The sequence below is a fragment of the Planktothrix serta PCC 8927 genome (assembly GCF_900010725.2).
Lineage (GTDB): Bacteria > Cyanobacteriota > Cyanobacteriia > Cyanobacteriales > Microcoleaceae > Planktothrix > Planktothrix serta.
The window spans coordinates 109,746-132,577 of the sequence record NZ_LR734855.1; the positions used below are offsets into that span (position 1 = coordinate 109,746).

General features: G+C 39.7%; 10 protein-coding genes. 8 read left to right on the forward strand and 2 right to left on the reverse strand.

The features are described 5' to 3' along the window. Nucleotides 1-68: 68 nt before the first annotated feature. Nucleotides 69-4,880, reverse strand: a complete 4,812-nt coding sequence (locus PL8927_RS07805) for a glycosyltransferase (RefSeq protein WP_083619346.1) — start codon at nucleotides 4,878-4,880, stop codon at nucleotides 69-71. A 484-nt stretch (nucleotides 4,881-5,364) separates the two neighbouring features. Between PL8927_RS07805 and PL8927_RS07810 the strand changes: the two genes are divergently transcribed. Both PL8927_RS07810 and PL8927_RS27975 read left to right on the forward strand, forming a co-directional pair. Next, nucleotides 5,365-11,658: a pre-peptidase C-terminal domain-containing protein gene (locus tag PL8927_RS07810; RefSeq protein ID WP_083619349.1), complete on the forward strand. Its 6,294-nt coding sequence runs from the start codon at nucleotides 5,365-5,367 to the stop codon at nucleotides 11,656-11,658. A gap of 418 nt (nucleotides 11,659-12,076) precedes the next feature. Further along, a complete protein-coding gene (locus tag PL8927_RS27975) occupies nucleotides 12,077-14,626 on the forward strand; it encodes a cadherin-like domain-containing protein (protein WP_197047351.1) in 2,550 nt (849 codons plus the stop codon). 258 nt (nucleotides 14,627-14,884) lie between these two features. Here PL8927_RS27975 and PL8927_RS07825 read toward each other — a convergent pair whose 3' ends face one another. Next, entirely contained in the window at nucleotides 14,885-15,670 is a 786-nt protein-coding gene (locus tag PL8927_RS07825; RefSeq protein ID WP_083619354.1) for a pentapeptide repeat-containing protein, read from the reverse strand. A gap of 571 nt (nucleotides 15,671-16,241) precedes the next feature. Between PL8927_RS07825 and PL8927_RS07830 the strand changes: the two genes are divergently transcribed. From PL8927_RS07830 to pcrA, 6 genes are all read left to right on the forward strand, one after another. Continuing rightward, complete coding sequence (locus PL8927_RS07830) at nucleotides 16,242-16,631, forward strand: hypothetical protein (RefSeq protein ID WP_083619357.1); 390 nt, start codon at nucleotides 16,242-16,244, stop codon at nucleotides 16,629-16,631. A gap of 202 nt (nucleotides 16,632-16,833) precedes the next feature. Beyond that, nucleotides 16,834-18,273 carry a DUF5009 domain-containing protein gene (locus tag PL8927_RS07835; RefSeq protein ID WP_083619360.1) on the forward strand — a complete coding sequence of 480 codons (1,440 nt, stop codon included), beginning with the start codon at nucleotides 16,834-16,836 and terminating at the stop codon, nucleotides 18,271-18,273. A gap of 4 nt (nucleotides 18,274-18,277) precedes the next feature. After that, a complete protein-coding gene (gene cobU / locus PL8927_RS07840) occupies nucleotides 18,278-18,844 on the forward strand; it encodes a bifunctional adenosylcobinamide kinase/adenosylcobinamide-phosphate guanylyltransferase (protein ID WP_083619363.1) in 567 nt (188 codons plus the stop codon). Nucleotides 18,845-18,895: 51 nt separating this feature from the next. After that, nucleotides 18,896-19,552 (forward strand): SanA/YdcF family protein, encoded by a 657-nt coding sequence (locus PL8927_RS07845; RefSeq protein WP_083619366.1) that lies wholly within the window; start codon nucleotides 18,896-18,898, stop codon nucleotides 19,550-19,552. Between the two features lie 82 nt (nucleotides 19,553-19,634). Beyond that, complete coding sequence (locus PL8927_RS07850) at nucleotides 19,635-20,279, forward strand: transaldolase family protein (protein ID WP_083619368.1); 645 nt, start codon at nucleotides 19,635-19,637, stop codon at nucleotides 20,277-20,279. A 101-nt stretch (nucleotides 20,280-20,380) separates the two neighbouring features. Continuing rightward, nucleotides 20,381-22,753, forward strand: coding sequence for a DNA helicase PcrA (gene pcrA, locus PL8927_RS07855; protein ID WP_083619369.1), 2,373 nt, complete (start codon nucleotides 20,381-20,383; stop codon nucleotides 22,751-22,753). Nucleotides 22,754-22,832: the final 79 nt, after the last annotated feature.

Here is a 22,832-nt window from a genome sequence, read left to right on the forward strand (position 1 = left end):
ACAAATGTTAAATCAAACCGCACAATAATATTAATTGTAGGGGCGGGTTCCGTCACAATTTATGATTTCTACAGATCACCTTTATAAACCCGCCCTATTACATTTTTTAGGTCATCTGATAAAAATGAATAATCAGGATGAGTATAGAGTTTTTGATAAAAATTTCTGAGTTCAGAATAGCCTGACTCAGCATTTTTTAAAGTTTGTTGATCAGAATGTAAACGAAAACTCGATAATTTTTGATTAACAAATCCAATTTTATAATGACCCATGATTCTTAACCAGAGATCTAAATCTAACAACTGTTTAAATTCTGAGTCAAACCCCCCCAGTTGTTCAACCGCTTCTTTTTTTATCAAAATGGTACTGGGTTCTCCAATTTTATTAAGTGGACTCTGAAGCAACTGAGGATCAGCTAATAAATCTTTTCCGGTTTGAATAGGTTTTAAGTCAGACCAAGCTTGATGTAAATCTTGATAACCATAATAAGCTCTAAGCAAGATTTTATTTGCGATCGCTTCTGGAGATAGAATAATATTTCTAGGTGAAAAAACTAGACCTATTTCTGCATCTGTTTCCGCTAAATTTACGAATTCTTCAAGACAATTGGGTTCTAATAAATCATCTTGGAACAAAAATTTAATATATTTCCCGTGAGCTTGAGAGACACAATAATTCCAATTTTTGGCTAACCCATATTGTTCATGCTGAAATAGGGATACTTTCAAAGAACAATTTTTCTGAAAAGATTGAATAATTTCTAAAGTTTTATCCGTTGAACTATCATCAGAGATAATAATTTCTAAATGCGGATAGGTTTGATCAACGACACTTGATAACGCCTCTTTTAGATATTTTTCCCCATTATAAGTGGGAATACAAATACTCACGAGGGGAAGTTCAGAAGCAGAACCTTTAAATTGAGGTGCAATTTTAGGAGAATCTGAAACTGGAGAACCACTTAAATAAGCTTCTTGTAAAATTTGACCATAACTTTCTACCATTTGTTCAAAGTTATTAAATCGTTCTAAAACCTTTGAGGAATTTTGAGCTAGGTGCGATCGCAATTTTTCATCCGTTAATAACTGAGTGATAACCTTTGCTAAAGCGTCAATATTACCCGCAGGATAAAATAGCCCATTCACCCCCTGTTTAACTTGTTCTTTGACTCCAAAAACAGGTGTAGCAATAATCGGTAAACCATAAGCCATTGCTTCTAAAATCACACGGGGAAAACTTTCAATTCGAGAAGTTAAAATAAAGATATCCGCAGCTTGATAGTAACGAGCTATATCACGAGTTTCAGGAAGAATATTAATTTTTTCTTGTAAAACTATCGGTAAACTCCGTACTAAAGTTTTCAATTCTTGACTATAGGAACTAGGGCGATCGCCAACAATCAAAATTTTAACCTTTTTTTGCCATTCTGGAGGTAATTTTGCCAAAGCTAAGGGTAAATCTTTTTGTCCTTTCCGAGATCCCACAGTTCCCAATAGCAATAAAACAATTTCATCTTTTTTTATCTTTAAAGATTCTCTAGCTTTTTCCCTCGTCCAAGTTGCATTACTCATTGGGGATGAACTGCGATTAATCCCATTATAAATCACGGTAAAATTATGACTATGATTCAGATCTAAATAATTTTTTTGAGTTTCGGAAGAAACAAAAACAACACGATAAGGAAACCGAAAACACTCTAAAGCATGACGAGTAATTTCTTCTTCTAAGCCTTGTAAATAAGTTTCAATGGGTTCACTTTCATGAATATTCCAAATACAAGGAATCCCCAATCGTTGAGCGCAGTCTACTAGGAAAAAGTTAGGTAATGTATTAATATAAAAAACATCTATCTTGAGTTTCGATAACTGCTGACTTAATTTTTGCATCACCAGATGATAGGTAGCCGGATCATAATTTTTAGCTAAGGGATGGGGTTTGCAAATAATTACCTGTATTCCTTGTTTTTGATATTCTGTTTGTAATGGCCCTTCTTGAAACGAAAAAACAATCGGTTCAATCATTCCTGCTTTTGCTAACTTGACTGCAATTTCATATTGATGTAAAGGCGCGCCCGTTAAATCTAATAAATGACTCGCAATTAATACCCGCAATCGTTTTTTCATTGACCCTAAGAAAAACCGCCGAGGCTGAATTCTAAAATTCTCATCCGCTAAGGATAAATGAGGACTATAATAAGGATCAACTTTATTTCCGTATAAGTGTCGAAATGCAGCCACTTCTTGCGGGGAATCATCATACCCTCTGGTAGCACCTTCATGATGAATTAATTCTGCTGTCGGACAATAAACACTTCTCCATCCTTTCTCGCTGAGTCGATAGCAATAATCAACATCATTGTAAGCCACAGCAAACTGTTCGGAATCAAATCCTCCTAAGTCTAAAAATAAATTCCGAGGTGTCAATAAACAATCGGCACTAACGGCCGAATAATTGCGAACAACTTGAATATAACTTAAGTAACCATTGGCTTTACTGGGTCTTAATTTAAACCCATGACCTGCTAATCCTTGATGGAGTCCATGAACGACTCCAGCGTGTTGAATTTTTTCATTAGGAAATATTAATTTTGCTCCAACAGCACCGACTCCTTTGATTTGAGCATAACCCATCATTTGACTCAACCAATGGGGAGAAATTACCTCGGTATCATTATTAAGAAATAGTAAATAATCACTCTGAATCTGTTGAACGGCTTGATTATGAATTGCAGCAAAGTTAAAGGTTTTATCAGGCGTTTCAATCTTTAACACTTGCTGGGGAAGTTGTTCTAAATAAGCAAGGGTATCAGGATCATCACTGCCATTATCAATAATTACAATTTGATAATTTTGATAGGTTGTTTTCTTCAAGGAAGATAAACAAGCTTCTAATAACTGTTTTTGATTTTTAGTCGGAATTAAAATCGTAACAGATGGCCCTTGATCGGTAAATTGATGTTCAAAAACTCCGACTTGTTTATGAATTGCCCAGTTAGGTTGTTGAATAGTTCCTGCAATTCCCCGACGTTGAAAAGCTTCTTGTAACGCTTGAATAGAAGCTTTAAAACTATTGGGTTTAGCCATCGCTGAAGTTGCTGTTGAACCCGGAATTGCTCGCCAATGATACAGAATTAAAGGTAAATGAGCAATCTGATTACAAATTTCCGTTGCTCTTAAGGCAAAATCATAATCCTGGGCCCCTTCAAATCCAATTCTAAATCCCCCTAATTGTTCAAATATTTCTCGTTTCACTCCCCATAAATGACCGATATACATATAAGATAAAAGCAATTCTGGCGACCAATCTGGTTTAAATTGAGGAGCAAAATGATTACCTTGACTATCAATTTTGTCATCATCGGAATAAATAAACTCTGTTTCTGGATGTTCCCCTAAATATAAGGCGATTTCTGCTAAAGCATCGGGGGTGAGTTGATCATCATGATCTAAAAAGAGTAAAAATTCTCCGGTTGCTAGACTTGCGGCGCTATTACTCGCTTGACTAATATTGCCATTTTCTGGGCGAAATATAACACGAATACGCGCATCTTGTTTTTGCCATTGGTTTAATTGTTCTTGTATTTCTGTATCGCTACTCCCATCATCTGCAATACAAAGTTCCCAATTGACGTAAATTTGTTGAGTAACACTGGCGATCGCTTTTTCTAAATATTCTACTAAAGGATTATATACTGGTATAATCACAGATAGTTTGGGAAGTTTAGAAACATTCTCTTTTAAACGAGAATACAAGAAACTTTGAGCTTTTTCGTTCCACTGATTAACATTTAACCAGGCTTGATAGGGTTGTAAACCTTGGGAACTGACAAAATTAGAGGGTTTAACTGGAATAATTTCCGATGGAATGGGTTGAGTTTTATTAAGCTTTAATTCAGTATTTAAACGCTCAATTTCTCGTTCTAAATTTCTAATTTTTAGCCAATCTTGACAGATCCAAGCTTGAGGAGAATCTGAGGGTTGCCACTGTGACCAGGATAACTCAGGTTCGGCATTTAAAGGGTAAGATTGAGCTTCTAAGGCTAAATATAAATCTAAGGCTTTGGGAAAATATTGTTTAATAATTTCCGTTCTGTAACTAGGAAATGCTTCAGGGTTTAATAAATTGGGTTGGATAATTTTATCAGAGTTGGGGGAAGATAAATTTAGCTTGAATTTTTGATTGATTTTTAAAATACAATCCAAGTCATTTTTAATTATTTTATTGATATTAACTAAGATACAATTAGAATAATTTGTACGATAAAATTCTAATATCTTTTGATTATATAGAATCCATGAATCAATGGCAATTTTGGGATTTTGTTGAATTAAATCATCTGTTCCTCGACGATACAAAGAATCAACAACTTCCCAAGGGGAACGATAGACAAAAATAAACTTAGCTTGGGGTATTAAGGTTTGCCAAAAGTTCAAGAATAATGTCGTGCGTGGATCTTTCCATCCCCAGAGATTTCTTTGAGATTTTCGGGTGATTAAGGTTTTAGCGGCTGTTACATATTCAGGTAAGATTTGTTTATGGGGTTGAATCATCCATCCGTCAATATCTAAATTTTGCGATCGCAATACGGTTTGATGAAACTGGACGAACTCAACATCCTCAAAATGGCCCCTAATATTACCCCTATTAGCTCCAATTAATTGATCCCCTAAATAGACACCAGCCTCTTGCAAAATAGTAGCAATTAAGGACGTTCCTGAACGGTGCATTCCCGTAATTACTAATACGGTTGTATGGGGAGTCGTGACAATTCCTGGTGATGGCATCAATAACTCCGTACTAGGGGGAGAAGTTGAGACTGGGGAAGAACTAGAGATAGGAATTTGGGGTTCTAAGGAACGCAAAATATCGGATTCTCGCATAGATAGTCAGTGTTAATAATTTTACTGCTGTTAGAGTAAAACTTAAATTAATCTTAAGTTTTAGGTTAAATCATCCAGCTTAGATTGAGTCTGATCTTTGATTCTATCTTTAATGAAATGTATAGTCTCATTAAATTTTGTTTCAAAAGCCAGAAAACTTGAAAAATTTTAGATCAAATTCGGAATGAGATGATATACTCAGTTTTAGATTGAATACATCTTCCAACTGTTTTAAGCCTTAAACCTTACTCGTTTTGACTTTCTAAGGGTTCCCTCCACCCCAAATTTCTCACTGACCTTGACCTGCTACTGAAATTGCTGAAACCGTTCTGCACAACAGGACGCATTATTCCTATTTAATATTTCTCTGCTCAATAAACTTCGTTGCGTTAGATAGTTTGTTGGGTTAGTGATATTCCTGGCTATTAAATCTAATAGCCTAGACTCGACTTGCCTTTGTTAGATAATTGAGGACGAAAATATTATGCCTGATCTATATGAACCCAATGACTCTCTGAGCGGTGCTACTAACTTACAGCCAACCAGTGGAGCTTTGCAGATACCCAACTTGAGCATTGATTCTTATAACGAAGATTGGTTTAAGTTTCAAACCACAGGTAACGGTTCAACAACTGTCGGGATTGATTTTGATTCTGCACTAGGAGATTTAGATCTGCGAGTGCTGGATATTTATGGTTCTATTTTAGGGAGTTCCACTGGTGTCAGTAACAACGAAACCGTTAACTTAAGCTACCTCACGGCGGGAACCTACTATGCCAGGGTTTATGGGTGGAACGGTGCTAGTAACCCAAACTATACGTTAAATCTTTCCACACCTGCTGGGGCAGGAACACCGACGACAGATGATCCCTATGAAGACAATGATTTTGTGGGAACGGGCGATTTAGGGTCGCTACAAGGATATAACCCCTATTATGCTTTAGTGCTTCAGTCTAATGATGAAGATTGGTTCCAGTTTCAAACCCCGAATACCGGAACCCTGAATGTTCGCCTAGATTTCCTCAATTCTCTGGGAGATTTAGACTTTAAACTTTACAATAGCGCGGGTGAAGAGGTGGGTTCCTCCGCTACTTCTGGAGATGTAGAACAGATCAGCATTCCCAATGCAGCCCCAGGTATTTATCATGCCAAAGTGATTGGATACAATGGAGTGGGTAACTCCAACTATACCCTCACCGTTGATGCTCCCACTGCGACTACCGTTGATGATCGGTATGAACAAAATGACTCCCTGGGAGGAGCAGCGCAATTACAACTACAAAATGGTCAATTTTCTGACAACAGTTTAATCTTAGCCGCCAACGATGATGACTGGTTCCAGTTTACGGTTCCCCAAAATCCGAGTCCTGGTAGCAATATTAGTGCGAATCTTGTTAACTCGATAGCCACCCTAGGCTTAACTTTGTACGATCAAAATGGCAACTGGGTTAACAGTTCATATAACTTTTCTAATGGCTACTCGAATGGTGCAACTATTCCCTTAGATTATCTAACTCCGGGAACCTATTATGCCGATGTTTGGGGGTACTCTGATTACGCTAACCCAGCTAACCCCAACGCTGCACCCATTACCTACGGCCTTTCAATTAATGCGACTTCTGCTGGTAGTGGAAATAATAATGGTATTGCAGATTCTTTAGAAGAAGATGACACGAGAGAAACAGCCACTCCCATCAGCCTAGGTTACTACGGTAATATTGCCAACATTCAATCCAACGATCCCGACTGGTACAGATTTGACCTACCAGGAAATCAAGACCCCAGTAGTAATATCACGATTAATTTTCAGAACAGTCTAGGGGATCTCGACTTCTATTTGTATGATCAAAATAATAGCCTGGTAGGCAGTTCAACATCAGGTTCAAATGACACCGAAAGTATTCCTTTAAGTGGACTGGGTGCTGGAACTTACTATGCACAAGTTATTGGTTGGGCTGGAGCTACAAACCCTAATTACGAATTAACACTAAATGCAACTACAGGTGGTAGTACGGGTACGGATGATCGGTATGAAACAAATGAACAAAATGTAGAAAATGACGATCGGAATGGAGCAAGACTATTAGAACTATCAAATGGTCAATTTTCTGACAACAGCTTAGTGGCCAACGATGATGACTGGTTCCAGTTTACGGTTCCCCAAAATCCAATTCCTGGGAGTAACATTAATATCGGGTTTAGTAACGCCCAAGGCAACCTTGACCTGTATTTGTACGATGAAAATGGCTACTACGTTGACGCTTCCTATAACTGGTGGGATGGCGAAACCATTTACCTAGACTCCCTACCCGGTGGCACCTATTATGCACAAGTGACGGGCTATGGAGTAGTAACGAACCCCAACTATAGTCTGAATATTAATGCTCAAGGAGGAATAACACCACCGACGACGGGCAGCAGCGATGATCAATTGGAAAACAATAATGATCTTCAAACAACCGCCACCAGTTTAACCCCAGGACAACAAACTTTTAACGCTTTGAGGGCTTTAGATGATGATTGGTACAAATTTACACTCAACAGCCCAGCCCAAGCCAGTGATTACGTTAGTATAGATTTTCAGCACAATCTAGGGGATTTAGACCTGGAAGTATTAACACCGACGGGTCAATATTTAGGTTCCTACGGGGTCAGCAACACTGAAACGATTAGTCTGCGTGATCAACCCGCAGGCGATTATTATATTCATGCCTACGGCTATGCTGGAGCAACGAATAACTATAACCTCAATGTTGTTACCTCAACTTCCTCAAGCCCGATCAATAATACCGGAGACGATCAATTTGAAGAAAATGATACTTCAGATCAGGCTACCGATCTACAGACAAAACTCCTGAGTGGAGAAAGCAGTTTTACCGATCTGAAGATTAACTCTAATGATGATGACTGGTTCAAATTTACAACAACTCAAACTGGAGGACTCAACGATAAGATTACAATCAACTCAACTCAATCGGGAGATTTAGATTTAGAAGTTTACGATTCTAATGGGCAAGTTGTTGGTGGTTCCTACAGTTTCTATGCTAATGAAGAAGTGAGCTTGGCTTATCTTCCAGCCGGAGAATACAAAGTCAAAGTCTATGGTTATGATGGAGCCAGTAATTCCAATTACAGTTTATCGGTTACTGCTCCGGTGACATCATCTAGCACCGCAGGAATTCAACCCGACTTACGAGAAACTAATGATACTGCGGAAACAGCAAGCCTTGTCTCCAACACCACGAAAATTGAAAATCTCAACATTCATGCAGCCAATAACCAAGATTGGTTCAAGTTTAACTTAACAAGTCAGGGTTTATCCTCAAATCAAATTGTTGTTGATGGTTTTCAACACGCTTCCGGGGATATCGATGTTGAACTGTATGATGCCACTGGAACGTTCCTACGAAGTTCAGGAAGCGTCAGTAACTCTGAAAATATCTCGTTAGAGGGACTACTCCCCGGTGAATATTATGTGAAGGTGTTTGGTTATGGTGAAGATACTAACCCCCGATATGACCTGACTGTTAATGGCAGTGTAGGTAGTGGAAGTGTGAATCCGGGGGTTCCTCAGATTACTGCGGATGGGTATGAAGACAATGACACTTTTGAAACCGCTAGTAACTTCGGTACAACTCGTGGTGGCCCCCCCGATCAAGCGCGGGTTGCCAACGCTATTCAAGATCAAATTGATACCGATTCAAATCAGTTTCGGCCTGTGAACCTGGAACAAAATGACGAAGATTGGTTCAAATTCAAAAAAACAACTGCTGGGAATGTCGATGTTCGACTCACTTTTGAACATGACTACGGAGATGTGGATCTTGAAGTTCGGGATAGTAATAACCAACCGATCGGTCAATCCCAAGGAACAAGCGACACTGAAACCGTTTCTTTTAATGCCGCAGCAGATGGAGTTTATTATGTCCGAGCCTACGGCTACCAGGGCGCGAGCAATCCCCATTATCGGTTGCAGATCACTCCTACCTTTGGCGATGGAGGTTCTGTAGAAGTTACCGCCGATCAGTTTGAACCGGGTAACGATACACAAGCAGGAGCCACTGTTCTCCGAGATTTAACCTCGACTCAAGGCAATTTGAGCATTGACAATGCTAATGATGTGGATTGGTTTCAATTTACTCCCGCAGCCAATAGCACCGAAAACAACCAAATCTTCATCAATTACGATTCCGTCGCTAATTTGACCCTGGAATTGTATGATCAAGCCGGAAATCTGCTCCCGGATCGACCGGTTGTTTCTCAACCCAATTCCGGTTTAGCCAGTATCTCCTTAGCTGGACTGACCGGTGATGGTACTACCCCCTACTATGCCAAGGTTTCAGGAGCGACTCCTTCCCCCTACAGTTTGTCCTTGAATGCACCGGAAACGGCAAGTGTGAACCCCGGTACATCCACGGATCAGTGGACGATTATGGTCTACATTGCCGGGGACAACAACCTGGGAGCAGCAGGTCTGGTTGACATTAATGAAATGGAATCCATCGGACTGCCCGATAATGTTAATGTTGTGGTTCAGTATGACGGCGCCCCAACACCACCTAATGGTAAGCCAGGTTATTCACCTCCCGGCTGGGAAGGTACTTTCCGGGGTGTGATTCAACAGGACTTTAACACCTCCACTGTTTCCAGTAACTTGAACAGTTTAGGTGAGTTGAATATGGGTGATCCCCAAACTCTAACTGATTTTGTCCAATGGGGTAAAAATAACTACGCGGCTCAAAACTATGCTGTTGTAGTTTGGGATCATGGTGGCGGTCGCGCTGGTGTGGCTTGGGATGAGACAAGCGGTAATGTTAACTTATCGGTGAACGAACTCACAACTGCAATTTCCAATGCCGGTTTAGGAGATAAGCTGCAAGTGTTGGGTTTAGATGCCTGTCTGATGGCTTTAACTGAACAAACCTGGGATTTGAAAGACTTAACCAAGGTATTTGTCGGTGCCCAAAACCCAGAGCCGGGTGATGGCTGGGATTACGCGGGCTGGTTCCAACGTTTGGCGGATGGAGGCGGTCGCTTGGATGCTAAACAAATGGGTGGAGCGATCGTCGATTCTTATGGTGAGTTTTATCGGAATCGTGAAACTCAGTCTGCTATCGATACTTCCAAGTTAGGTGATCTTCAAGCTAAATTGGATGCCTTCGTAGATGCTACCGCTAATGCCACCGAAAGCGATTGGCAAGCCATTACTCAAGCCCGTTCTGAAGCTACCTCGTTTTCCGAGTACACTGAAGACGAGCGAGATTTGGGCGGTTTCATGCAAGCGATTGATAATCGTTTAAGTAACCCCATTGGAGATGCGGCTCGTCAAGTCTCTGAAGCTCTGCAAGCAGCAGTGATTGACCAAGTGGACTATTCAGGAGCTTCCGGTTTGAGTATTTACCTGCCTCCAGTGAATGGTTCTGGTTATCAAAGTAGCTACAATGGCGATAACTACAATTTTGCCGCCGATACTAAATGGACTCAATTCCTCACCGCTTTCGCCAGTCGTGATCGGTCTGTGGCAAGCGATCGCAATCAACGGATTAGTCCTGACGCTGCCGAAACCACCGATTTAAGTGGCAATATTACGGGTAATCAAAATAACAACTCCGCCAGTGCTGCTTACTATCTGGGCAATTTAGCTGGATCGGAGTATACATTCTCTGATCTGAATCTGGATACGGCTGATGATAAGGATTGGTATCGGTTTATCCTGAGCGGAGATGGCACCGATGCCAATAGTATCTCATTAGACTCCGATACAACCACAGGTTTAACCCTGGAACTCTATAAAGCTGGAGATAATGGCAGTTTGGCAGCGAATCCAACGGCTGTGACAACGGGAACTGAAAGCGTCAGTCTTGCTGGTCAAACCGCAGGAACCTACTTTGTCAAGGTGGCAGGTAATGCTGCTAACCCGGAATATAGCCTGAAGGTTAATGCCCCGGCTGCCGCTATTAGTCGAGGCGGAGAAGGAATTACCTCGGATGCTTTAGAAGGTAATGCAGACAATAATATTCAGGCAAAAGCCCATGATTTGGGTGGGTTAGGGCCAAACGATTCCTTGAGTATTCCGGGTCTGAATATTACTTCTGGTGATACCGACTGGTATATGATTACGCCAACTCGCATTCCTGAACGTTATCCTAATGCGATCACGATTAACTTTGATAACGCTCAAGGCGACCTCAATCTGGCACTGTACAAAGCCGATGGGACTCTGATTGAAAGTTCTTCAACCAGCGATCGCAACTATGAGTCTATTAGTTTCCCCCCTGGTAGTGATCCGGTCTATATCAAAGTCTTTGGTAAAGACGGTGCTACTACCAATCCCAACTATACCCTTGATGTTGTGCGTCGGGAGTTGGATATTGATGGGAATGGTGTGGCGAATGCTAATAGTGATGGTTTATCAGCCTATGCTTATACTTTGTTACAAGATCAACCAAGTCTTCTCTCTCAGATACTCGAAAGCGATGGCTTCTCAGAAACAGGGGCACAGCGAATTTATTCTGATCAGCTAATAAATTATCTAGAAGATGCTGAACAAAATATGCTTGATGTTGACGGTAATGGAATCGTCGATCCTTCTTCTGATGGATTAATGACTTATGCCTATCTCCTTTTACAGGATCAACCTCAAGCTCTTCTTGATGGCGTATTGCAAAGCTTAATAGGATCTTCTGCACAGCGTACAACACCAGAAGAAATCAAGAACTTTTTGAATTTGTATTACCCATCAAATTCAAATTTATCTGGTAGCACTTCTCTGATTTAACTGTAACTTATTGACTTCTGTAACGATTGTTTTCTTCTGATCAGATTTTGTTGACTTTTAAGATTAGGAAGCTAAAATTTAGCTTCCTAATCTCTATAAATATAGAAACCAACATAACTATTAAAATAATATAAGTTTTCATTCTTTCGTAAGCCTAAATTCATGCCCTTAATGATACTTGAGACTGCTATGCAAATGTTGAATTTATTAAAAATTGTAATGAAACAAACTCTGGAATTCAAAATCTATTTTGCTTAGAAAATTTATAATATACTTAATGTATTTTAATGTGAATTTTAAGTAAAATAACAATCTTGATTTTCAATCTTTGTAAAGGGTATAATTGGTTATGAAAACAAAGATTGGGTTGATTAAATCAATCTAATTAGCACTCTTTTGATAGAGTAAAGGAATGATTATGGCTGAACAAATTTTTAGAGCCGGAAATACTGAGGATCAACAACCAATTTCTCCTTATACCGCACAACCAGGTGAAACTATTACATTTGATGTAGTTTATGAAACTAAAGATGATAATGGAGAAATTCCAGCACCAGGAGGCGAAGAACTTAAACCAATTCCCCTGTATGTAAATTTTGATTCTGATGAACTGACTTTAGTACCCGGCAGTGTCAGCTATCCTAATACATACGGATCTTCACCATTACAACCTGCCCAAAATTTAGCAGTAAATAATGATACTGTAGACGAAAACCCGGATCAAGACTTAGATACTAATGCCTACATTTTTGCAACATGGATTAGTTTTTCTCAAAACTGGACAGGGCCAGGCTCACAACCTGCATCTTTACTTCGGTTATCTTTTAATGTTTTAGATGGGTTTGATGGAAGTACAATTAACTTCACAACTATTCCCCAACAACAACAGGCTAATGCACCAGGATTTACATTTGCTCCTCAACCCCTACAAATTAATCTTTTAACAGATATACCCCCGACAATTAGTGATATCACTAACCAAACTACTAATGAAGACATCGCAACGACAGCTATCCCCTTTATCATTGGAGATGATCAAACTCCTGTTGCTGACTTACAAGTCACATTTACTTCTAGCAATACCACTTTAGTTCCTGCTGCTAATATCGCTTTAGGAGGAAATGGGAGCGATCGCACGCTCACCGTTACACCAGCCGCCAATCTAGCCGGAAGTTCAGATATTACCGTTACCGTCACCGATGGAAGCAATCAAGCGACATCGGACACCTTTACCCTAACGGTGAATCCGGTTAACGACCTGCCTACGATTACTGATATTACCAACCAAACCACCGCGCAAAACACAGTAACGGCAGCCATTCCCTTTACTATTGGGGATGTGGAAACCCCTGTAGCTGACTTACAAGTAGCTGTAACATCGGATAATCCAACCTTAGTTCCCAATACTAATATTGCCTTGGGTGGGGCTGGAAGCGATCGCACCTTAACCGTAACACCAGCAGATAATCAAAGTGGAACCGCTAATATCACCGTTACCGTCACCGATGCTGATGGTGGTATAGCCACAGATGTTTTTGCCCTAACCGTTGGAACTCCCAACCAACCCCCCACCGCCGATGCGGATACAGTTCAGGGTACACAAAATACCCCAGTTACGATTCCCGTCGCCACCTTATTAGACGGTGATACCGATCCCGAAAACGATCCTCTCAGTATTACGGCAGTTAGCAACGCTCAAAACGGGACTGTAGCACTGCAAAACGGTAACGTCATCTTTACGCCAACGGCAGACTTTATCGGAAATGGTACCTTTGATTACAGTCTCAGTGATAGTATAAATCCCCCCGTCACCGGAAACGTTACTGTTGAAATTACTGCTACTACTCCAGCCGGAATTACTGTTACTCCTACCACTGGATTAACTACCAGTGAAGCAGGTACAACAGCTACCTTTACGGTGAAGTTAGACACTCAACCGACGGCAGATGTAACGATTCCCGTTGCGAGTTCCAACACCGCAGAAGGAACAGCCGCTCCTACGAGCTTAGTCTTTACTGCTGCTAACTGGGATACCGCCCAAACCGTTACGGTAACGGGTGTAGCTGATGGTATCGTTGATGCAAATCAAGCTTACACGATTCAACTGCAACCTGCTGTTAGTGACGATGCCAACTATACGGGCATAGATGCGGAGGATGTCTCTGTTACTAATACCAATATTAATTTTCCTCCTCCTCCCGACACCACCACTACCACCACCACTACCACCGACACCACCACTACCACCGACACTACCACCGACACCGATCCCACCACCACCACTACCACCAACCTACCAACCGATGAAATCGATACCTTGCAAGGTGGAGAGGGTGCAGATAAATTTGTCCTGACAGGTACTTCACCGACCCAACCTTCTAATCCTTCAGCCACAGACTTTACCGAAGATCAACCCAATCAACTCTTTGGGACTGAGAATAATGATGTGATTATCGGTAGTAGTGGGGATGAAACCTTACTCGGTTTCCAAGGTAATGACTTCCTAAATGGACAAGGAGGCGGGGATGAACTATTTGGAGGTGTAGACAACGACACCCTCGTTGGTAGTAGTAGCGATCAACTCCTCTATGGCAACAAAAACAGTGACCTGCTCTTTGGTGGGGATGGTCAGGATACTCTCTATGGCGGTCAAGACGATGATACCCTGACTGGCGAAAGTGGCAATGACCTGGTGTTAGGAGATAAGGGAAATGATGTTCTCTATGGTGTGACTAACTTCAACTTCGGTTACACTCTGATTTCAGACTTCACCCCCAATCAAGACGTGATTCAACTCACAGGAAGTGCAGATAACTATCGTTTGACCGATGCACCCGCAGGTACAGGTATTGGCACCGGAATCGTCCGTATTGATGATCAAGGAAATCAGCAATATATTGGTGTGATTGAAGGAGTATTGATGTCACAAACGAGCTTAACGACTAGCAACTTCTTCCAATTTGTTTAAAAGTATCAATTACTCCCCCTTCCGAATAAAAACATTCTTCCTTTTCCCTCTCAAATAAAAACATTCTTCCTTTTCCCTCTCCTTGTAGGAGAGGGCAGGGAGAGGTGGAGAGGGCAGGGAGAGGTGGGAAGGGGGCTGGGGGGTTAGGTCATACAATTTACCAAACTTCCCAACAATCCCGTAGGGTGGGTTTTGCCCATCATCTCCCCCATTAAGGTTAAATATAAAGAAGGTGATGGGAGTCGGCTATCCGACTAATTAGTTTTCTATTTCCGGTTCAAAGAATAAATCTTCAGCTTGTTCCGAAGCGGGAGAAATCACACAATTAACAACATTACTAACAACACAAACAATAGGGGCTAAATCAGTTCCTTGTAAAACCGATCCTTTTAATACAGTTTGAGATAATTCCGCCCGATCTACATTAGTATCAGCTAGAATTGTAGCGGTTAAATTAGCACTTTCTAAATTTGTACGATCCAAATTAGCTCTCCGTAAATCCGCACCTAAAAGATTCGCACGGGTGAGATTTGCTGCTTCTAAATCGCTATTAAATAGAAACGCTTGACGCAAATCAGCATTTTCTAAATTAGCTTGATTAAGATAGGATTCACTCAGATTTGCATTAACTAAACTGGCATCTCTTAAATCGGCTTTAATCAAATTGACCTGAGATAAATCCGCTTGGGATAAATCCGCTTCTCTTAAATCTGCCCGTTCTAAGATAGTATTTCTTAAATTAGCATCAAATAAATTAGCATCCGCTAAATTAGCCTGGGTTAAATCGGCATCATATAAATTGGCTTGATTCAAATTAGCGCTGCGAAGATCAACGCCCCTTAAATTTGCTCCTTGGAGTTGCGCTTTAAATAAATGAGCCCCTCGTAAATCAAACTGTTGCAAATTTGCTCCTCTTAAATCACACTCAGGACAACGATTTGTTGTTCTTAATCGTTGTAAATCCGATTCATTTTCCGCTTGAGCGACTGTGGCAAATCCTAGTGTAGATAGAATTACAGAGAATGCTAAGGTTTTAAAGTTCATATAAATCTCATGGGAGTGTGGAAACTCAGCGTCTTCAGACCTGAGAGGAAACACGACTCAGGGGAATTTATTCCCCGTGAATATTGGATTGGGAACCGACAAAAATTTTTGTATTTGCCGATTCCCGGTTTTTTTGGGATTTCTCCCACTCCTATTGCTAGGGTAATGTTAGCTTCGCCAATGTTATCGGTCGGTAACTATCTCGGTCATCACTGTCTTACCCCTCGTAAAACTGTTTAACTTTTAAGTTCCAGAGCAACGGACTAGCTTCGCATCCATTGGTGGGTCTTTAACACTTGCCGATAACGTAGTCAATTAAGACTTAGGCTGGTCAACTATCCAAAGTTAGAGGCATGAAGCCCCGTCTCTTTAGAGCGGGGTGCTGACTCCATTTTTTTAGTATTATTGCTCAACCCGTTAAAATCCTACGGGTTAGCAATGGGTTAAGCATTTGCCCAAATTTTATCACAGACAGCAGGAGTGGCAAGAGCTTTTTGGCTGAATCATTGTCATTTTAGAAAATCGGAGTAAAATTAGACTGGAATTAACGTAAATTTTTTCAGGGGAAATTATGGACAACGAAATCTATGAGTTTAATGAATCCCAGAATCAACTGATTTTGGATTTGTCTAAAAAAATGCTGTTTGTGAGTTACTTTCTGATTGCGAGTGGAGTATTGGGGGCTATTACGGGATTAATCACAATTTTACAAGGAGGATTTGGTGGGATAGTTCAAGGAGTCGTTTTATTAGTAACGGGGATTTGGACAATTAATGCTTCAAAAGCCTTTAAATTAATTGTAGAAACCCAAGGCAATGATATTGAAAATTTGATGGGTGCTTTAGGACAACTTCGCAAACTTTATACCCTGCAATATTGGCTATTTTTTATTAGTTTAATCTTTTTGGCAATTGCTGTGATTGTGATTGTTATATTTGGTATTGCAGCAGGTGGAAGTTAATCTAATTTCATCAATTTGAAATCAAATTTCATCCTTAACCCCCCTTTAAGTTTTTTTCTGATATAACGAATTACTGAGCTAAATATTCTATTAATATTTTTGAAAAATATTAGGCTAATTCTGCCATAAGAAAAGTTAATAAAAAGGGGTATTATTGATGATTTACCATCAGTTATAGGTTAAAAATAGACAGTTCACTCTAATGAGATTAGCCGCTCAATATCGATCAAATTTGAAACGAATTGATGCCTTAGATGCGTTACGAGGACTTGCGGTTTTAGCAATGGTATTATCCGGTGTAATTCCCTTTAATGGAACCTTACCTCCTTGGATGTATCACGCTCAATTTCCGCCCCCAACCCATCAATTTAACCCGAAAATAGCCGGACTAACTTGGGTTGATTTAGTCTTTCCGATCTTTATTTTTTCATTAGGAACTGCTATTCCTTTAGCCTTATCTCGGCGTTTATCTCAAGGATGGACAAATCTTGAAATCAGTTTAGGAATAGTAAAACGGGGATTTTTATTAGGAACTTTTGCGATTGTTTTACAACATTTCCGTCCAACGGTGATTAATCCTGAAGCAAGTTCTGAAAAATGGCAACTTGCTTTAATCGGATTTGCTATATTATTTTTAATGTTTGTTCAGTTACCCAGGGTTATTCCTAAATGGATTAATTTAGCTATGAATTTAATCGGTTGGGGGGCTGCGATCGCAATTTTAACTCAAATTCAATATCCCCATAATGCCAAATTGCCTGAATTTTCTCTCTATCGAAGTGATATTATTTTATTGGTATTAACAAATATTATTATTTTTACTTCTTTTATTTGGTTATTTACACGCCATCATCCCCAATTTAGAGCGGGGTTGCTGGCGGTTTTATTCGCCTTAATGTTATCGAAATCAGCCGGAGGATGGATGAGCGATCTGTTATCTATTTCTCCTATTCCTTGGTTATATCGATTTGAATATTTAAAATATTTATTTATTGCTATCCCAGGAACCTTAATTGGGGATGAAATCGTCAGTTATACCCAAATTAATGATGAATATATCCCTAAAACTTGGAACCGATTTCGCCTAGGAGGAATTGTGATTTTAATGGTGCTAATCATTTTAAATTTAGTCATCGGTTTACAATCTCGTTTACTCCCCCAAACCACCGGAATTAGTTTAATTTTATTAATTTTAAGCTATCGCTTACTCAAAGACCCTAGCCATCCCTTAGAAGAGTTACTTTATCAAATGTATCAATGGGGAATTTATGGGTTAATTTTAGGATTAGCCTTTGAACCTTATCAAGGAGGAATTAAAAAAGATCCTACAACAATGAGTTATTTTTTTATAACATTGGCGATCGCAATTTTCCTATTAATTATCTTAACCATTCTCATCGATAGTTTTGATCAAACCCTTTGGTTTCAGTTATTCATCGATACGGGTAAAAATCCCATGATTGGTTATTTAGCCTTTGCCAATTTGTTATGGCCTATTTTAGAGTTAAACGGTTGGACTCCTAAAATTGAAGCCTTAACAAATACCCCTTTTCTGGGATTTTTGAGAGGATTATCCTATACTTTAATGATAGCATTATTTGTCAGTTTATGCACCCGGTTAAAATTATTTTGGAAAACCTAATTTTATGATAATTTCTGCTCAATTAACTGTCGTGACTGGCCCAGCCCGTTCAGGAAAAAGTGAATGGGCGGAAGCCTTAGCAATACAGTCTAAAAAACAAGTAATTTATATTGCGACATCTCAACGTGATCCAACGGATCAGGAGTGGGAAATTCGGCTTCAAAAACATCAGAAACGCCGTCCGATCAACTGGAAAATCTTAGAAGTTCCTGTAGAATTAACGACAACATTACAAACTCTATCCTGTCAAGATAATTGTATCCTTGTAGATTCATTAGGAACGTGGTTAGCTAATCTTCTGGATCAAGATGAAATCACCTGGGAAAATACTCAAGATCAATTGTTACAAACCTTGGATCAAATCCCAGGAAATATCATTTTAGTCGCAGAAGAAACGGGATGGGGAATTGTTCCCGCTTATCCTATGGGTCGAAGCTTCCGCGATCGCTTAGGGGCGTTAGTTCGTCATTTAGGGGCGATCGCCAACTGCGTTTATCTGGTGACAGGCGGTTATGTTTTGAATCTGACAGAATTAGGTTCGCCGTTAAAGTCAGAATTGCCAAAAACCTGATACCCTATGTTTGAGTCAAACTTTTTCCCTGCTACGGTCAGCTTCAATTTTATGCCTAAATGGTTTGTGTTGCACTGGCGTTTTCTATGTTTATTAATTGCTTTGGGAACAATATTAACCCCATTCCTTTTGACAGTTTATATTAAAACAGTTACGAATAAACGTCGATATTTTCAAGTTGAAAAAGTTCCCAATGAACCCGTTGCAATTGTATTTGGTGCGGGAGTTTGGGCTGATGGAACCCCGACACCGATGTTAGCAGATCGAGTAGAAGGGGCGGTAGAATTATATCGTTTAGGACGAGTTCATAAAATATTAATGACGGGAGATAATGGCACTCCTGAATATAATGAAGTCGTAGCAATGCAGCAATATGCAGAACGTTTAGGAGTTCCAAATAAAGATATTAAATTAGATTATGCGGGATTTAGTACCTATGAAAGTTGTTATCGAGCAAAAGAAATTTTTGGCGTAGAAAGAGCGGTTTTAATTACCCAAAAATATCATCTTCCCCGTGCGGTTTACACCTGTAACCAATTAGGGATAGAATCAGTGGGTTTAGGAACACCGGACTGGGGAAAATTTCGGGATGATTCTATGAGATTCTATACTCAACGGGAAGTTTTAGCTGTCCTAAAAGCCATCCTAGAACTCCATATTATTCGTCCTAAACCTACCTTTCTCGGCCCCTTTGAAGGAATGTCTTAATCAGTTGTAGGGGCGGGGTTTTCCCGCCCAAACTCAAATAATCAGCAAGGGCTAACTGTCAACAATTAACACAATTAAAATTATGGCTTTATATTTAGATTCTGCCATCATTTCCGAAGCAGAAATTGTCAAAGAGTGGGGATGGGTGAAAGGAATTACCACGAACCCTACCCTATTAGCCAAAAGTGAATTATCTCCTGAAGAAACGTTAACTCAGTTAAAAAGGTTAATTTCCGGGGAAATTTATTATCAATTAACGGCTTCGGATTTTCAGGGAATGGTAACAGAAGGAAAAAAAGCCTTTGAACTATTAGGAGAACAAACGGTTTTGAAGATTCCAGCTACCTCTGTAGGATTTCAAGTTGTTGCTAATTTATCTCCAGAAATTCCCTGTTCTGTTACTGCTATTTATAGTGCGGCTCAAGCGGCTGTTGCGATGGAAGCAGGAGCTAAATATGCGATCGCGTATGTTAATCGTGCTACCCGATTATTAGGGGATGGAATTGCATTAGTAAAAGACATGGCGAATATATTAGCAGGAAGTCCTACAAAAATATTGGCAGCGAGTCTTAAATCTCCTCAAGAAGCAGCCGCAACTTTGCAAGCAGGAGCTTATCATTTAACCTTACCCTTAGACATTTTAACCGCCATGACTACCCATGAATTATCGGAAAAAACCGTTATCGAATTTAATCAGAATGGCATGGGAATTAACTTAGTAAGTTAAAATAATCCTTACAATCTTTTGGGGTTTGGGCGAGAAGACCTCGCCCCTACGGACATCCTACAATAGAATAGAGAGTGTTGAATTCCCGTGTTTTTGTAGCCATGACTCAAACTGTTGATTTCCTTAGTCATTTGAATGCTTGTCAACGTCAAGCGGTTGAGCATTTTTGCGGCCCTATGTTGGTAGTAGCGGGGGCGGGTTCGGGTAAGACACGGGCGTTAACCTATCGTATCGCTAATTTAATCCGCAGCCATCGAGTTCATCCTGAAAATATTTTAGCAGTCACATTTACCAATAAAGCCGCCAGGGAAATTAAAGAGCGGGTTGAGTCAATTTTTGCTCAACAACAAGCAGAAATTGAATTTGGAAAACCGTTTTCAGCCTTAGCAGCCGATGACCAAACTCGCCTTAAATCAAAGGTTTATCGCAGTTTAACTAAACATCTGTGGATGGGAACGTTCCATAGTTTGTGCGCTCGGATTTTAAGATATGATATTAATAAATATCAAGATGAAAGTGGGCGAAAGTGGGACAAGAATTTTTCTATTTTTGATGAGGATGATGCTCAAAAATTGGTTAAATTCATTGTTTTAAAAGATATGAATTTAGACGATAAAAAATTTGAGCCTAAAAAAATTAGATATTCTATTAGTAATGCCAAAAATTTAGGGTTTTCTCCTCAACAATATGCGAGAGAGAATCCTGATTATTATGGGCGAGTCGTATCGGAAGTTTATAGTTCCTATCAATCTCAATTAGCCTCAAATAATGCCTTAGATTTTGATGATTTAATTCGAGTCACCGTTGACTTACTTAGTCAAAACGAGCAAGTATTAGCCTATTGGAATCAAAAGTTTTGTCATATTTTAGTGGATGAATATCAAGATACTAACCGCACCCAATATAACTTAATTCGATTATTAGTAACGAATGGCGAAAATCCTAGAACGATTAAAAATTGGCAAAATCGCTCTATTTTTGTTGTGGGAGATGTGGATCAATCGATTTATTCGTTTCGGATGGCAGACTATAAAATATTATTAGAATTTCAACAGGATTTTGGCGATCGCTTACCCGATGACGATACCCGGACGATGATTAAATTAGAAGATAATTATCGCTCACGGGAAAATATTCTCCAAGTCGCTAATCATCTGATTCAACAAAATACCGAACGCATTGATAAAATCCTGCGTCCAACGCGAGGAGAAGGTCAACCGATTTATTGTTATAAGGCGGATGATGAAATAGATGAAGCCAACTTTATTCTATCACAAATTCAAGGAATTAGTCAACAAAATCCCGAATTAGATTATGGGGCTTTTGCAATTTTATATCGAACTAACGCTCAATCTCGCGCCTTAGAAGATGTGTTATTAAGAAATAATATTCCCTATACGGTTGTCGGAGGATTAAGGTTTTATGACCGTAAAGAAATCAAAGATTCCATATCTTATTTACGAGTTGTTGCTAACCCCGCCGATAGTGTGAGTTTGCTGAGAATTATTAATGTTCCCCGTCGAGGAATTGGCAAAACCACCATTGATGGGTTAGTCAATGCGTCTAAACAGTTAGGAATTCCCCTTTGGGAAGTGCTAAGTGATGAAGATTCAGTGAATACAATAGCCGGACGTTCGGCAAAATCTGTGAATCAATTTGCTCAAATTATTAAAAATTGGCAAGAACGTATAGAAGACCATTCTGCACTGCAAATTTTAGAAGGAATATTAGAAGAAGCAGGTTATATTCAAGACTTAAAAAAAGAAGGAACAGACGAAGCAGAAAACCGCTTAGAAAATATTAAAGAATTGACGAATGCGGTGTCACAATTTCAAGAAGAATATGAGGATACAACATTAGAGGGATTTTTATCCAGTGCCTCCCTTGCTTCAGATTTAGATAAATTACAAGAAGGACAAAAAGCCGTTTCTTTATTAACCCTTCATGCAGCAAAAGGGTTAGAATTTCCCATTGTGTTTTTAGTCGGTTTAGAACAGGGACTTTTCCCTAATTTCCGCAGTTTAAATGATCCCTTATCTATTGAAGAAGAACGGCGTTTATGTTATGTGGGAATTACTCGCGCTCAAGAACAATTGTTTTTAACCCATGCGTGTCAACGGCGGTTATGGGGACATTTAGAACCCTGTATCCCCTCAATGTTTTTAAAGGAATTACCAGAAGGATTAATTCATGGGTATATTCCTCCGTCTCAACCGAAAACAAGTAAAAGCAAGGGAACTAAAAAAGAGGCAAAATCACCCACTGAGACGAAACAACCTGCAAAAAATGCCAAATTAGAATCCGATGTTAAGGACTGGAAAGTGGGGGATAAAGTTTTTCATCGTACCTTTGGAATTGGTGAAGTAACCCACGTTTTTTCTAATAAAGATAAAATGTCTTTAGCGATTAAATTTGGGAGTCTTAGTCCTAAAATTCTTGACCCCAATACTGTTCCCTTACAACGCTTCAAATAATCCCGTTGTTGCGCTTCAGCGCACTTCATTTATTATTGAAAATGATAAAGAATTGCACTAATAATCACACGGTTTATGA